Origin of the sequence: Nocardioides islandensis, assembly GCF_015352455.1 — a bacterium.
GTDB classification, from domain to species: domain Bacteria; phylum Actinomycetota; class Actinomycetes; order Propionibacteriales; family Nocardioidaceae; genus Nocardioides; species Nocardioides islandensis.
In genome coordinates, this window is record NZ_JADKPN010000001.1 from 750,539 (window position 1) to 765,008 (window position 14,470).

At 69.3% G+C, this 14,470-nt stretch carries 12 protein-coding genes; 4 read left to right on the forward strand and 8 right to left on the reverse strand.

Annotation, left to right across the window (positions count from 1 at the left end):
• Positions 1-328: 328 nt before the first annotated feature.
• Positions 329-1,519, reverse strand: coding sequence for a GNAT family N-acetyltransferase (locus ISU07_RS03640; protein ID WP_194705347.1), 1,191 nt, complete (start codon positions 1,517-1,519; stop codon positions 329-331).
• A 119-nt stretch (positions 1,520-1,638) separates the two neighbouring features.
• A complete protein-coding gene (locus ISU07_RS03645) occupies positions 1,639-2,103 on the reverse strand; it encodes a hypothetical protein (protein ID WP_194705348.1) in 465 nt (154 codons plus the stop codon).
• A 500-nt stretch (positions 2,104-2,603) separates the two neighbouring features.
• Here ISU07_RS03645 and ISU07_RS03650 point away from each other — a divergent pair, with 500 nt between their 5' ends.
• Together ISU07_RS03650 and ISU07_RS03655 are read left to right on the forward strand one after the other, a co-directional pair.
• A complete protein-coding gene (locus tag ISU07_RS03650) occupies positions 2,604-3,143 on the forward strand; it encodes a SigE family RNA polymerase sigma factor (protein WP_194705349.1) in 540 nt (179 codons plus the stop codon).
• Positions 3,140-4,327, forward strand: a complete 1,188-nt coding sequence (locus ISU07_RS03655) for a hypothetical protein (RefSeq protein WP_194705350.1) — start codon at positions 3,140-3,142, stop codon at positions 4,325-4,327. The genes ISU07_RS03650 and ISU07_RS03655 overlap by 4 nt, the downstream gene beginning before the upstream one ends.
• Positions 4,328-4,551: 224 nt before the next feature.
• On the opposite strand, the gene ISU07_RS03660 is transcribed toward ISU07_RS03655, so the two are convergent.
• The 3 genes from ISU07_RS03660 to ISU07_RS03670 all read right to left on the reverse strand — a co-directional run bounded on the left by ISU07_RS03660 (position 4,552) and on the right by ISU07_RS03670 (position 10,248).
• Positions 4,552-5,775 carry an HNH endonuclease signature motif containing protein gene (locus ISU07_RS03660; protein ID WP_194705351.1) on the reverse strand — a complete coding sequence of 408 codons (1,224 nt, stop codon included), beginning with the start codon at positions 5,773-5,775 and terminating at the stop codon, positions 4,552-4,554.
• A 633-nt stretch (positions 5,776-6,408) separates the two neighbouring features.
• The gene (locus tag ISU07_RS03665; protein WP_194705352.1) at positions 6,409-8,061 is read right to left on the reverse strand and encodes an ABC transporter substrate-binding protein; all 1,653 of its coding nucleotides are present in this window, start codon (positions 8,059-8,061) and stop codon (positions 6,409-6,411) included.
• Between the two features lie 435 nt (positions 8,062-8,496).
• Positions 8,497-10,248, reverse strand: a complete 1,752-nt coding sequence (locus ISU07_RS03670) for an ABC transporter substrate-binding protein (protein WP_194705353.1) — start codon at positions 10,246-10,248, stop codon at positions 8,497-8,499.
• Positions 10,249-10,433: 185 nt separating this feature from the next.
• Between ISU07_RS03670 and ISU07_RS03675 the strand changes: the two genes are divergently transcribed.
• Together ISU07_RS03675 and ISU07_RS03680 are read left to right on the forward strand one after the other, a co-directional pair.
• On the forward strand, positions 10,434-11,156 hold the full coding sequence (locus ISU07_RS03675; RefSeq protein ID WP_323742413.1) for an aspartate/glutamate racemase family protein: 723 nt from the start codon (positions 10,434-10,436) through the stop codon (positions 11,154-11,156).
• A 56-nt stretch (positions 11,157-11,212) separates the two neighbouring features.
• Positions 11,213-11,728, forward strand: a complete 516-nt coding sequence (locus tag ISU07_RS03680; protein WP_194705354.1) for a hypothetical protein — start codon at positions 11,213-11,215, stop codon at positions 11,726-11,728.
• Positions 11,729-11,751: 23 nt separating this feature from the next.
• Here the strand turns inward: ISU07_RS03680 and ISU07_RS03685 are convergent, their stop codons facing one another.
• Genes ISU07_RS03685 through ISU07_RS03695 form a run of 3 tightly spaced genes read right to left on the reverse strand, consistent with a single transcriptional unit; the run spans position 11,752 to position 14,470 of the window.
• On the reverse strand, positions 11,752-12,330 hold the full coding sequence (locus tag ISU07_RS03685; RefSeq protein WP_194705355.1) for a LutC/YkgG family protein: 579 nt from the start codon (positions 12,328-12,330) through the stop codon (positions 11,752-11,754).
• Positions 12,327-13,739 carry a LutB/LldF family L-lactate oxidation iron-sulfur protein gene (locus ISU07_RS03690; protein ID WP_194705356.1) on the reverse strand — a complete coding sequence of 471 codons (1,413 nt, stop codon included), beginning with the start codon at positions 13,737-13,739 and terminating at the stop codon, positions 12,327-12,329. The genes ISU07_RS03685 and ISU07_RS03690 overlap by 4 nt, the downstream gene beginning before the upstream one ends.
• The gene (locus tag ISU07_RS03695; protein ID WP_194705357.1) at positions 13,736-14,470 is read right to left on the reverse strand and encodes a (Fe-S)-binding protein; all 735 of its coding nucleotides are present in this window, start codon (positions 14,468-14,470) and stop codon (positions 13,736-13,738) included. The genes ISU07_RS03690 and ISU07_RS03695 overlap by 4 nt, the downstream gene beginning before the upstream one ends.

A 14,470-nucleotide genomic window follows, 5' to 3' on the forward strand; every position in this document is an offset into this window, starting at 1 on the left:
GCGACGGCCGGCCGTAGCGAGGTGAGGCCAGCGGATGTGACCACAGCGAGCGCGGATCGCCAGATCCGGATGATCCGCACCGCGTCGTAGGCGGTGATAAGACGCACTTTTCGAAGGGGCACGGATCGCGGCATGAGCGGACACGCTATGCCGTACTGACAGCGGCATGAGCGGTCGCCTCGGAGCTGCCTCGGATCGGCCGGGGGTTACGGTCAGCTAGGAAGTACCAGCACGGCAACCATCACGAGCCCAAGAACACCCAGCATCATGGCGCCGCCCCGCGCGTGGACGAGCGTATGCATGAACCTGCGGCGGACCCCGCCGCGACTTAGAAGTGGTCGCGGATGTGGATCGGCCGGGGCGCCAGCATCCGGTCGAGGGCTTGGTCGTTCTCCATGCCGCCGGAGAGGTGTCCGGCCATCCGGAGGTTGGCGCAGGTCTGGGCGCCGGCCCAGGCCAGCGCGAGCCCGCCGGGTGTCAGGACGGGACCGTCGGGCGCCGCGGCCGGCGCGCAGGTGGCCTTCCCACGTTCGATCACCAGGCGCCAGTCTCCGTTGGTGGTCCCGAGGTGGTCCCCGGCGACGGAGAACGCGACGTCGCCGTTCACCGGCCAGTCGCGGCCGGCGAACGCGCCGGGTACGTCGTGCACGCGCAGCATGTACGGCTCGCGCTCCACGGCCTTCCAGTGCGCAGACGGGAGCGACAGCCGGGCGACGTCGTGGCCCGACGTATGCAGCCGCACCTGGCCGACCACGGTGCCGAACGACCCGAGCACGTGCCACAGGGCGCGGTAGGCGTCGCCCCTCAGTGCGAGGAGGTCGGAGACCTCGAGCGTCGCGTGGTCCCCGGACCCCTGGCCGCGCCGCCAGCTCGCGAAGCCGATCACGTCGCCCGCGTCGTCGACCGCGAGCGTGACTCCGGTGAACGCGTCGATGTAAGCCTTGGCATCGGCTGGGAACGCCGGGCCGCGGCGCGTGAGCGGGCCGTTCTGCGCTGCCGCCCAAGTGTCGTACACCCGACAGACCGCCTCGAAGTCGCCGGGCGTCGCCCGGCGGGTGCGCACGCCTGCCGGGGCACCGATCCGGGCCAGCGCTACTGCGGGGACCTCGACCGTGTCGTAGGACGAGATCACCTCGTAGCCGAACTTGCGGTAGATCCCGGGCGCGGTGCAGAACATCGTCGACACCGCTTCCCCGCGCTCCCGCAGGCCGTCGTCGAGGGCTACCCGGAACAGGTCGTCGAGCAGCTTCGTGCCCCGCCGCTCGGCGGTCACCACGACGCCGGCGATGCCTCCGCTGGGTACGGCGCTGCCGCCGAACCACGAGTGGTACCCACGGGTTGCCAGCCGCGCCACGAGGTGGTCGTCGTCAAACGTGCCGAATGCGTGGTACCCAGGCCGCGGGGGGTCGTCGGCGCTCGGCGGCGTCGTGCCCGACGGTGGCTCGCCGAACGCTTCGTCGATGAGCGCGTCCGACTTGTCCAAGTCGTCCCGGGTGAGCGGCCGGGTGGTCAGGGGCATGGCCGCAGCCTAGGAGGCGTCGCGGTTGTTCGCGCGGCAGTCATGTCGGGGGGGCTCCCTTGATTCCGATTCGACGTCCGCTCATCGGTGCGCCCGGCACGCGGCGGTAAGACGCAGTCTCAGCGCTTGGCGCGTCTGACCTTCATCGTGATGGGCCGAAGCGGCCACAGATGGATGCAAGCGCGGAAGTAGTCCGAGGCAGCTTCCGCTGCGAAGGCCGCCCCGATGAGCACCTCGCGAGGGAACGCCTCAAGTGGTGGCGGGCTCAGCCCCCACACTTCATGTGCTTGGCCGTTGTCGTAGCGGCGCGGCAGGGCATGAACCACCGCGTTTCGGAAATCGAAGATCATGGCGCAGCGTTTGAGGACGGTCTTCACTTCTTCGTATTCCCGTGCTGGGAGGTGATCGGCGGACTGCCGCACCTTGACGATCAGCTGGGTGGCACGCAGGCGGGCAGCCTCCTCATAAGAGGGGCACGCTCCTAAGCGAAAGGCTGCGAACGCGAGCAGCGACTCGACGTCCCGGGTCGCGGCTACCAGTTTCCCGATGGCGTCGTGGCCTTCATCCACGGCGACCGGAGGCACGGGCGTATCGATCCAGTCTGGCAGTTTCGCCCCGTGATCATGCCTCGATGTGTTGCGGTCCCCGCCCGCAACTGCCGGTGTGGGTCGGCCCGTCGGCGTCACGCCGGGGTGGAGGTCGCGCTCTCGCGGCGGTGTGTCGCAGTCTCAGCGGCATGAGCGGACGTCAGGACCGGCGTGTACCCGCGTGACCAGCGAGGCACGTCCAGCGGTCGACCACACGCACCCATACCTGAGTCATCGGCATCCGGAAGGTCTCGTGCAGGAGACCCCTGAGCCTCTCGGCGTCGGCCCCAGCGAGTGCGGACGCCCGCTCCTCGGCGGCCGCAACGACCTCCTCCTCGGCACTCATGTGCGTCAGCCTGGCACGACCGGGTCAAGGACGTGCCTCACTCGCCCGCACAGCGGCATGAGCGGACGTTCGTGCCGTCGTCGTCCAACGTCACCTGCCGCTGGATGCGTCTCTATGGGTAGAGGATTGTGGTGACGGCTGAGGAGCGGCCATGGCGAGACGGAGCCGGGAGCAGGTCTCGGGTTTTGCTGAGCTCGTCGAGGCTCGGTCGACCGCGTTGTTGCGGTTGGCGTATGCGGTCGTCGGTGACCACCAGTTGGCGCAGGACCTGCTCCAGGAGGCACTGGTCAAGGTTTATGTGGCGTGGCCGCGTTTGCGGGACGAGTCGGGTGCCGAGGCGTACGCGCGCCGGACGATCGTGACCACGGCGATCTCGTGGCGGCGCAGGCGTTCGTTCCACGAACCGCCCATGGACGTCGTTCCCGATTCCGGGGGCGATGGCGACCAGAGTGATCGGATCGCCACGCATGAGGTGTTGTGGCAGCAGGTGCGCGGCCTTCCCCCACGCCAGCGCGTTGCGCTGGTGCTGCGCTACTACGAGGACCTGTCCGAGGCCGAGACCGCTGACCTGATGGGCTGTTCGACCGGGACCGTGAAGAGCCAGCTCTCCGCTGCGCTGGGCAAGCTGCGCGAAAGAGTCGGTCCTGAGACCGGTGTGTTGTTCCCCGAGGACCAGGCGGTGACCCGATGACCACGCCCTTGCGTGACGCGCTGACCCAGCGGATCAACCAGGTCGGCCCGGCCCACCCCGACATCGAGGAACTGGTCGGCCTGGGCGAGCAGCGGCTGCGCCGCCGCCGGCTCACTGCTGTGGCGGGCGCCGGAGCCTTTGTGGCGCTTGCGATCGCTCTCGCGATCGGCGGGACCGCGTTGAACCGATCCGCCGACCAGAACCCAGGCCCGATCCATCGCCCCCCGACGAACCCCCACCAGACCCAGACCACCACGCCGACCACAACCCGGCAGATCGTCTACAGCGACCACAAGATAGGCACCCCCGGGGACACCGTGCACTTCGGTGATCGCGCGGTCGAGACCGGCAACGACGAGGTCCATCTGGACGTGACCGACGACGGGTTTCTCTACACCGACCGCGGCGGAGTGTGGTTCAGCGACGGCGGCACACCCGAGCAGGTCGGCTCGCATCTGTGCGCCGGACTGCCGACCGGCGAGTTCGGGCACTTTGCCAACCGGGCCGTGATGTCGGCGAACAGCGGCTCCACGGTGGCATGGTTCGACTGCACACATCAAGCACGCCCCACCCTGGTGGTCTTCGACACCTCCTCCCGCCAGGAGGTGGCCCGCCGGCCGGTGGCGTTCTGCAAGGAGTTCTGCGAACTGGTCGATGTCACGGATGAGTATGTGTACCTCAACCGGGGTGTGTACACGGGTGCCCCGCTCCCCGAATACAGGTTCGACCTGAGGGCCAACCGGCTGCGCGCCTCGACGCCACAAGAGTACGCCGAGGACCTTAGGAGCCAGCCGCGCGGGCTGATCCTGGGTGACGACTGGCAGATCGGCACCCCCATCACCGGCGTCGGACGCAGCCCCTCCGAAGACGGCCCAATGCGGTTTGACGCCACCGGGTCGAGGCTCATCCCGGTGGTCTCGGTGAACGACCGTGACCAGGCGACCTCGGCCTTCGACACCGCCACCCGTCGAGTTCTGCGTCTCCGGCTGCCGCCCGGCTACCACGTCGGGACGACCGCTACCTTCCGCCTCTTCAACTGGCTCGACGACGACACCATCGCGCTCGTCGGTGGACGAGGCGACATCCTCACCTGCCAGCTGTCCACTGGTCGATGCGTCCTCGCCGTGCCGGGGCCGGACGCAGACACATGGCGCATCGTCCCCGGCTTCCCCCTCCCAGGTTGAGCCTCCCTCAAGCAGAGCGATCACGACCCGACACAAGACCCGATGGACGCTGCTGGTCATTGGCAACGCCGTCGCGCCGGGCGACCGCTCATCGGCATGAGAGTGCGTCCCGCACGCGGCGGAATGACTCGCTGTGATTGCGTCCGGGTCCCGGCCGATCCGGGCTTTCTGCTTCGCGCCCTTGTGGGCAGAACGATCAGGTTGATCCATATCGTTCTGGCACTTCACGTCCGCCGATGGAAGGTGGTCGAGCCGTTGGGGTGATGGTGGGTGTCCCAGCCAGGGTCGTGGGCGCGGTGGTGGTGGAAGGGGCAGAGGAGCTTGCCGTCGGCGAGGTCAGTTCTGCCGCCTTTCGACCAGGGCTGTCGGAAGTGGTGGGCCTCGGTCCAGGCGGCGGGGATGGTGCAGCCCTCGGCGGTGCATCCTCGGTCGCGGAGGGCCATGGCTTTGCGTTGGGGTCCGGTGAAGAGGCGTTTGCTGCGGCCGAGGTCGAGGATCTCGCCCTTGCCGCCGAGGACGACGGGGATGATGCCGGCTTGGCAGGCCAGGCGGCGGGTCTGGTCGGCGGTGAGCCGGTCGCCGGTGGAGGTCTCCGCGGTCCCGGTGCCGGACCGGAGGGACTCCAGGTCGATGGTGACCATGACGCTGGTGGCGGTCCCGCCGTGCTTCGGAAGCCGGTTGGTGGGGAGGTTCTCCAGCAGGGCGCAGAACGCCTCCCCGCCACGTCGGGATGCGGGCAGCTGGTCGATCTCGTCCCCGAGCACGCCGCCGAGGGGTCCGCGTCGTGGTGCGGTGTAGGCCTCCAGGTAGGTCCGTAGCCGGTTCAGCACGGGCATCGGGATCCGGGCGTGGAGGTCTCCCGACCCGTCGCCGCGGTCGCGGAAGGTGAGCCGGGTGACGGCGCGGGCCCTCCGGTCCTCGGCCAGGAGCCGCTGGTACTCCGCCTGGTCGGCGTCCTCGGGGGCGATGACCTCCAACAGCCTGGCCCCGAGACGACGCAGCTCCGGGGGTCCGAAGTGCGCGGCCTCACTGATCAGGTACGCCTCGCCCTTCTCGCGCAGCTCGGGGTCGAGGTTCTTAGGCAGCCGCTGCAGGGCGTCCACGATCTCCCGGGCCTGCGCGACCTGCACGGTGCCGTGGCCCATGGCTTCCACGATCCGGGTGCCGGGGTGGTGGGCGATCTTCTCGCGGAGCCGGACCTGCCCGATGCCGTCGCGGGTCTCGGCGGCGAGCCAGTGGGCGGTGGACCGGGCTCCGGCCTCGACCGCGATGTCCTCGGCGACGGCGAGGATCCGGATCCGTTCGGCTTCGACCCGGGCCATGATCCGGGAGAGCCGAACGAGAGCGTCCTTCTTCTCACCGGTGCTGCGGTAGTCGGGAGCGATGGTGGCGAGGTCGTCCAGTGCGTGCTCGACCGCATCGAGCGGGGCGGCGTACGTGCTGGACATGGATCAATCCAAGCATCGACCACCGACAGTGGTCGGGCCTCAGAACCCTTGTCCACAAGGGATCCCGTGAATCTGGCCAACTATTTTGGGGAGGTTGTTTCGGGCGGTGAGCACAGCGGTCGACCACCCACGGACCTGCCGGCGGGCACGGTCTTCAGCTGGCCACCGCAACCACCTCCGGCGAGCAGCCACCCCTGTTCGTTCATGGCGAGCCGCAACCCACGCGAACCGTGAGCCGAGGTCTCGTGACGGGACTTCGTCCCTCCTCGACCAGCGGGGCCGCCGGGTCTCGTGACGGGACTTCGTCGCTCCTCGACCAGCGGGGCCGCGGGGTCTCGTGACGGGACTTCGTCCCTCCTCGACCAGCGCCGAAGACACCTCATAGGCCAGCGGAGGTCGCCCGCGGCCCCTGCGTCGGTCAGGACACAGGTAGGTCACGATCGGGTACCGGCGGGCAGACGGGCCACGCGGGCTCCTGCATGATGTGCCGCACGGGACACGACCGCCCGAGCCGGACTGAACGGCTCGGGCGGTCGTCTTCAGGTCGGGGTGCCCGGTACCAGGCCTCCGACCCACCCTCCCCGGTGGAAAGGCACCGGGGCGGGTCGTCTCTTCAGGTGTTCAGAGACCCGGCTACTGGGTCACGTACATCGTGGCGAAGGTCGGCATGCCGCGGACGTTGTCGTTGTCCATGCCACCGATCTTGGAACCGCGGATGATGGCGGTGCCGGAGTAGCCGACGTTGACCGCCGGGTAGTACGTCTCCTCCATCCACTTGTCGAACTCGCCCCACGCCTTCGTGGCGTCGCCTTCCTTGCCGTCCAGGATGTCCTTCTGCTTCTGGTCGGCGTCGGGCTCGTTGAACATCGACGGGTTGGGCATGCCGGCGACGTTCACCAGCGAGCCGTCCCACTGGGCCGGGAACCACGAACCGCCGGACGGCCAGTCCGAGCACCAGCCGCTGGAGCGGACGTTGATCGGGCTGTCGGGGTCGGTCCGCGCCTCACGGATCTTGTCCGTGGTCGAGGCGATCGGGGTCGCCTTGAAGCCACCGGCCTCGAGGCCCTTCACGATCTGGTCCTTCGCGGCCACCGACAGCGGGTCGTCGGTCGCGTAGAGGAACTTGATCTCGTACCCCAGGGCGTTGGCCTGCTGGAGCAGCTCCTTGGCCTTCGCCGGGTCGGTGTTCTGACCCTTGATACCCAGTACGTCGTAGTCGACCCGGCCGGCGGTGCCCGGGGGCAGGATCGCCGTTCCTGGCACGCGGGTCAGGCCGACGATCTCGCCGGCGGCCTTCCAGGCGTCGACGTAGGGGTAGGCGTAGCCGATCGCCTTGCGCACGTTGATGTCGGTGATCTTGCGCATGTCGAGGTACCACATGTACGTGCACGGCGACGTGCCGGTCACCAGGCGGTCGGGCGAGTCGGCCTCGATCTTCTTGTACGTCGGCGGCGTGATGTTGTCGTAGGTCACCGTTGTCTGACCCGCCCCGGTGTCGCTGAGGATCGTGTTCTCGGTCTTGGCGGTGTCCTCACCGAAGTTGAAGTCCCACTCGTCGACCGACTGGATGCGGCCGGGGTCGGTCGCCGGGTCCCAGTTGGGGTTCTTGACCAGCGTGAGCGACGTCCCCGGCTTGTAGTCCTTGAACATGTAGGGGCCGGTCGCCAGCGGGTGGTTGCCGTACTCCTCCTTGGTGTCCTTGGCCTTCGGGATGCCGGTGAACGTCGGGAACGACGCGTAGTAGTCCATGTCCGGGAACGGCCGCGACATGTGGATCGTGATGCTGTTGCCGTCGACGGTCACGCCCTTGTAGGGCGACTTGTCCTTGTAGGGGCCCTTGTACGTGTCGCCGTCCTGGAAGAACTGGAGCTGGTACGTCGGGCCGTCGGGCAGCTCCTCGATCGCGAAGGACCGGGAGATGGCGTAGGCGATGTCCTGGGCCTTCACCGGGGTGCCGTCCTCGTACTTGAGGCCGTCCTTCAGCGTGAAGGTCCACTCGGTGAAGTCCTTGTTGTGCTGACCGAGGTCGGTGGCCATGTCCGGGACGAGCACCATGTCGTTGGTGTCGGGGTCGTAGGCGTACTCCGTCAGCGCCCGGGTCACCAGGTTCAGGATCGCGGTGGAGTCGGTGTAGTAGGCACGAGTCGGGTCGAACGTCGCGGGCACGTTCACGGTGTCGACCGTGACCGTCCCACCGGACGAGGCCTGGCTGGGGACCTCGAGGGGACCCTGTGCGTCGGGGTTCTTCCCGGCGCCGGCGCCACCACCGGCCCCTTGTGTGGGCACGGTGCTGCTGGGCGAGCTGTCTCCGCTGCCACCACAGGCAGCGAGCCCGAAGAGTGATGCGACAGCCACGACGGCTGTCGCGGACTTCTTCAGATGCACGTGTTTGTCCTTCCGTTCGACATCTGGGTCGCCCGGAAGGATTCGCCTGATGGCCTTTCACGCCAATGGGGCGAGGGCGAATGAAACCCTTGCTATGCCGGATCGAAACCCGTTCGTGACCTTATCGTCAGTTTGCTGAAAATAGGGTGAGAGCCCGCTGAGAGACTTCTGAACGAAAGTGCCCGCCCGAGCCGGACTGAACGGCTCGGGCGGGCTGTTGGGTGGGATGCGTCCACCCCCGTCCCCCTCAGGTGGAAAGGCACCTGGAGGGATCGACCTACCTCACGCAGAAGCCCGGGGCGGCCGGTCCCGTGTGACCGCCCCGGACGGTGGCGCCTACTGCGTGATGTACATCGTCTGGAACGTCGGCATGCCACGCACGTTGTCGTTGAACATGCCGCCGATCTTGGAACCACGGATGATCGCGGTGCCGGCGTACCCGGTGTTGACGGCCGGGTAGTACTTCTCCTCGATCAGCTTGTCGAGCGCGTCCCAGCCCTTCGCGGCGTCGTCCGCCGGGCCGTCGAGGATCGACTTCTGCATGTCGTCGGCCTCCTTCTCCTTGAAGTTGGCCAGGTTCGGCATGCCGGCCAGGCCGACGAGCGAGCCGTCCCACTGGGCCGGGAACCACGAGCCACCGGTCGGCCAGTCCGAGCACCAGCCGCTGGAGCGGACGTTGATCGGGCTGTCGTAGTCGGTCCGCGCCTCACGGATCTTGTCCGTGGTCGAGGCGATCGGAGTGGCCGTGAAGCCACCGGCCTCGAGGCCCTTCACGATCTGGTCCTTGCCGGCCACCGACAGCGGGTCGTCGGTCGCGTAGAGGAACTTGATCTCGAAGCCGGTCGCGTTGGCCTGCTCGAGCAGCTGCTTGGCCTTCTCCGGGTCGGTGTTCTCGCCCTTGATGCCGAGCACGTCGTACTCCGTGCGACCGGCCGTGCCGGGCGGGAGGATGTTCGTGCCGGGCACGCGGGTCAGGCCGACGATCTCACCGGCCGCCTTCCAGGCGTCGACGTACGGGTAGGCGTAACCGATCGCCTTGCGCACGTTGATGTCGGTGATCTTGGTCATGTCGATGTACCACATGTAGGTGCACGGGGACGTGCCCGTGACCAGGCGGTCGGGCGAGTCGGCCGTGATCTTCTTGTACGTCGGCGGCGTGATGTTGTCGTAGGTCACCGTCGTCTGACCGTCACCGGTGTCGCTCAGGATGGTGTTCTCGAGCTGGGCGGTGTCCTGGCCGAACTTGAACACCCACTTGTCCGCAGCCTGGATGCGGCCCGGGTCGGTGGCGGGGTCCCAGTTGGGGTTCTTGACCAGCGTCAGCGAGGTGCCGGGCTTGTAGTCCTCGAACATGTAGGGGCCGGTGGCCAGCGGGTGGTTGCCGTACTCCGAGCCAGTGTCCTTCGACTCAGGGATGCCCGTGAACACGGGGAACGACGCGTAGTAGTCCATCTCCGGGAACGGGCGGGACATCTTGATCGTGATGTCGTTGCCGTTCACCTCGACGCCCTTGTACGGGCTCTTGTCCTTGTACGGGCCCTTGTACGTGTCGCCGTCCTGGAAGAACTGGAGCTGGTACGTCGGGCCGTCGGGCAGCTCGTCGATCGCGAAGGACCGCGCGACGGCGTACGCCACGTCCTCGGCCTTCACCGGGGTGCCGTCCTCGTACTTGAGTCCGTCACGCAGCGTGAAGGTCCACGCGGTGTTGTCCTTGTTCGGACGGCCGAGGTCGGTGGCCATGTCCGGGATGAGGATCATCTCGCCGGTGTCGGGGTCGTAGGCGTACTGCGTCAGCGCCCGGGTCACCAGGTTCATGATCTCGGTGGAGTCGGTGAAGTACGCCCGCGTCGGGTCGAGGGTCGCCGGCACCTGGAGGGTGAGCACGGTGATCGTGCCGCCCTGGGCGGCGTCGTCGGGCACGGTGAGGGGGCCCTGGGCATCGGGGTTCTTGCCGGCGCCCGCGTTTCCGCCTTCACCAAGGCTGGGTGTCGGCGTATCGGCGTCGCTCCCCCCGCTGCCGCCACAGGCGGCCAGGGCGAGCAGTGAGGCAGCGGCGATCGCCGCCACTGCAGCTCTCTTCAGTCGCACGTCAGTTCCTTTCGTGCCTCGGAGTCGTGACCTCGGCAGGATCCGATGCCGTCATCGCGAGGCCAATGGGCTGTGCGGAACCGCAACTTTCGAGCCTCAATCGCAACCTCTTCGTGACCTGCGCCCTGCGTGCTCCCGACAGACTTTTCGGGGGCTTCCTAGGTGCGAGGGAAGGGACGCAGAACGTGTTTCACATCGGTGTCGTCGGGCACACGATCGAGGGAGCAGCCGACTTCGTGCGCGGGATCGCGACGTACGGCCAGCGGGCCATGTCGGACTACCAGCACCCGGAGTTCTCGCTGAACTGCGTGGCCATGGGCGAGAGCCTCGACGCGATGCGGCGCGGGGACCTGGACGAGTTCCGGTCGCTGCTCTCCCTGAGCACGCGGCGGCTGCGCGCCGGCGGCGCCGACTTCTTCGCCTGCCCCGACAACACGGCCCACCTGGCGCTGGAGGCCTACGGTCCCGACCTCGCCCTGCCCGGCCTGCACATCGCCGACGTGGTCGTGAACGAGGCGCACCGGCTGGGCCACGACACCATCGGGCTGCTGGGCACGACGTGGGTGATGGACTCCGACATGTACCGCCGGCGCTGCGAGGCCCGGGGCATCGCCACGCTCGTGCCCGAGCCAGGTGACGCCACCACCCTGCACGGGATCATCCTCGACGAGCTGGTCGTCGGGAGCTTCTCCGCCGAGGCGCGCGACGAGGTGCTGGCCATCATCGGCCGGCTCGCCGACAAGGGCTGCTCCGCCGTCGCGCTGGCCTGCACCGAGCTGTCCCTGCTCGTGCCGCCCGCGGTCTCCCCGGTACCGCTGCTGAACTCCACCCGCCTGCTCGCGCAGGCCGCGGTCGACACCGCCGTCGGCAAGCACCCCTTGCCGGACTGGCGCGGAGGTCACGACTGACCTCCTGGTGTCACGTACTCAGGACGCGACAGGCCCGGGGATGCCACCCTCGCGGCATGCGCCGTGTGCTCGTCCTCCTGCTGGCCGTGCCGGTGCTCGTCGCATGCGGCCCTCCGCCCGCGACGCCGGCCCTGGAGTGCGACGCGGCGACCCTGACCGAGCTCGGGTACCTGACCACTGGTCGGTGGGCCTGGTTCACGACCACGGGCGGCCGCGCGAGGTTCTCGGTCAGGAACCCGTACGACGGAAGCATCAACTTCACCCCGGACGACCGGACGATCTACGTCGGCGACGCGGGCACGGTGCCCGAGACGGGGTCGGACAGCCGCATCTCCAACTCGGTCGCGTCGGTCGCGGTCGATCCCGAGCACCCCGGGACCATGGACCTGGAGGCGGGGTCGTACTGGATCGCCGGCTACGCCGCGCCGACCACCATGGCGACCTGCCCGGGCACCACGATCAGTGGCGTCGTACCCGCTGTCGGCACCGTCGCCACCACGACCCCCTCGCCGACCCCGTCGAGCCCGTCACCGCAGCCGACGTGCGCCACCCCCGGGACCGTCTGCTCCTAGGACGGCTCCGCACGGAGCTCCCGTCAGCCGACGAGCAGGACGATCAACGTCCGCGGGCCGTGGACCCCTTCGACCCGGTCGAGCTCGATGTCGCTAGTGGCGCTGGGGCCGCTGATCCAGGTGAGCGGCTTCGCGGGGTCGAGGCGGGGCATCGCGTCCGGGACGTCGGCGACGACCTGGTCGGCGCGCACGATGCAGACGTGCACGTCGGGGACCAGGGTGATCGCGCGGCGGCCCTGGCCGGGGCCGTGGTCGAGGACGATCGTGCCGGTCTCGGCGATGCCGACGGTCGCGTCGGTGACGACGGCCGCGCAGGCGTCCAGCTCGGCCGGGCTCAGCCCGTCGTCGACGACCGCGTCCGGCAGTCTCACCGAGAGGCCGTCCGGCACGACGACGCGGCCCTCGGGCAGCGCGGCCGTGAGCCTGGCGCGCAGGGTGCGGGGCGTGCAGCGGACGACGGTGGCGCGGTAGTCGGCTACCCGTTCGGCGAACAGCCCCACCACGTCCTCGGGCGACGACCCGGCGGGGATCGCGGAGTTCGGGGCGGAGACGCCGGCCGTCGCCGTGCGGATGCGGGCCAGGATCTCGTCGCGGGCGCTCACGATCGTCCCCCGTCGGTACGGCGCCACCAGGCGCGGAAGGACTCGCGCGGCGCCCGCGGGAGGTCGCGCGCGCCGGTCCAGGCCGACGCGCCGAAGCGCGCGGCGACGCCGGTACCGAGCCGTGCGGCCCGCTCGGCCAGCCCGAGGCGCTTGCCCGAGGAGAAGGTGGCAGCGGCGCCCTTCATCGCGACGCTCTCGCGGCTCGGGATCCCGCCCCGGTGCGCGTCGACGACCTGGGAGCGGAGGTCGACGAGCACCGACGGGATGTCGATGCGGACCGGGCACACCTCGAAACAGGCGCCGCACAGGGACGACGCGTAGGGGAGCGAGTCGACCTGCTCGTCGACGCCGACGCCCTTCAGCAGCGGGTTGAGGATGGCGCCGATGGGACCGGGGTACACCGAGCCGTACGCGTGCCCGCCGACCCGCTCGTACACGGGGCAGGAGTTCAGGCAGGCCGAGCAGCGGATGCAGCGCAGCGCCTGGCGGCCGACCTGGTCGGCCAGCGCCCGGGTGCGGCCGTTGTCGAGCAGCACGACGACGACCTCCTGCGGGCCGTCACCCGGGGTCACGCCGGTCCAGGTGGAGGTGTAGGGGTTCATCCGCTCGCCGGTCGACGAGCGCGGCAGCAGCCGGAGGAAGACGTCGAGGTCCTCCCAGGTCGGCACGACCTTCTCGATGCCGACCACCGAGACCAGCACCTCGGGGAGGGTCAGGCACATCCGGCCGTTGCCCTCGGACTCGACCACGACCAGCGTGCCGGTCTCGGCGACGGCGAAGTTCGCTCCGGACACCGCCATCCGGGCCGAGAGGAACTTCGCGCGCAGGTGCGCGCGGGCCGCGCCCGCGAGGACGGCCGGCTCGTCGGTCAGGTCCTCGGCACCGTCCATGCGGCGCCGGAAGATCTCGCGGATCTCGGCGCGGTTGCGGTGGATCGCCGGCACCAGGATGTGGCTGGGCAGGTCGTCGCCGAGCTGCACGATCAGCTCGGCGAGGTCCGTCTCCCAGGCCGCGATGCCCTGCGCCTCGAGGGCCTCGTTGAGGCCGATCTCCTGGGTCACCATCGACTTGACCTTCACCACCTCGTCGATGCCGTGAGCCTGCGCGACCTCGGCCACGATCGCGCACGCCTCCTCGGCGTCGCGGGCCCACCGCACGGTGGCACCCGCCGCGGTGAGTCGCTCCTCGAGCCGGACCAGGTGCTCGTCGAGGGAGGCCAGCGCGGCGTCCTTGATCGCCGCCCCGGCGAGCCGCAGCTCCTCCCAGTTCTCCACCTCGGCGACCACCCGGGCCCGCTTGTCGCGGATCGTGGCCGTGGCGTGCGCGAGGTTGCGGCGCAGCTGGGTGTCCGCCAGCGCCTCCCGGGCCGCGACGGGGAACTTCGGCATCCCGACGAACGTGCCGGTCATGACTCCTCCGTGGATGCCAGGACCTCGGCCAGGTGCATCACCCGTACGCCGGCCCGCTGGCGGGTCAGCGCCCCGCCGATGTTCATCAGGCAGCTGTTGTCGCCCGCGACCAGCACCTCGGCGCCGGTCTCCCGGACGTGCCGCGCTTTGTCGGAGACCATCGCCACCGACGTGTCGGCGTTCTTCACCGCGAACGTGCCTCCGAAGCCGCAGCACTCCTCGGCCCGCGGCAGGTCCACCAGCTCCAGCCCGCGGACGGCATCGAGCAGCTGCGTCGGCTTGTCGCCGACGCCGAGCATCCGCAGCGAGTGGCAGGTGGGGTGGTAGGTGACGCGGTGCGGGAAGTACGCGCCGACGTCGGTTACGTGGAGCACGTCGACGAGGAACTCGCTCAGCTCGTAGGTCCGGGGTCCGGTGCGCTCGACGGCCGCGACGAGCTCCGGGTCACCGGACCGGCGGGCGACGATGCCGTGCTGGTGCCGGGCGGACCCCGCGCAGGACCCGGACGGGGTGACGATCGCGTCGTACCCGTCGAACGCCTTCACGAACGACCGCAACGGTGGGACGGCCTCGTCGAGGTACCCGGTGTTCACCATCGGCTGCCCGCAGCAGGTCTGGGCCTCGGGGAAGTCGACCTCGACGCCGAGACGTCGTAGCAGGGTGACGACCGCCTTCCCGACGTCGGGGAAGAGCGCGTCGTTGATGCACGTCACCATCAGCGCGACCCTCAT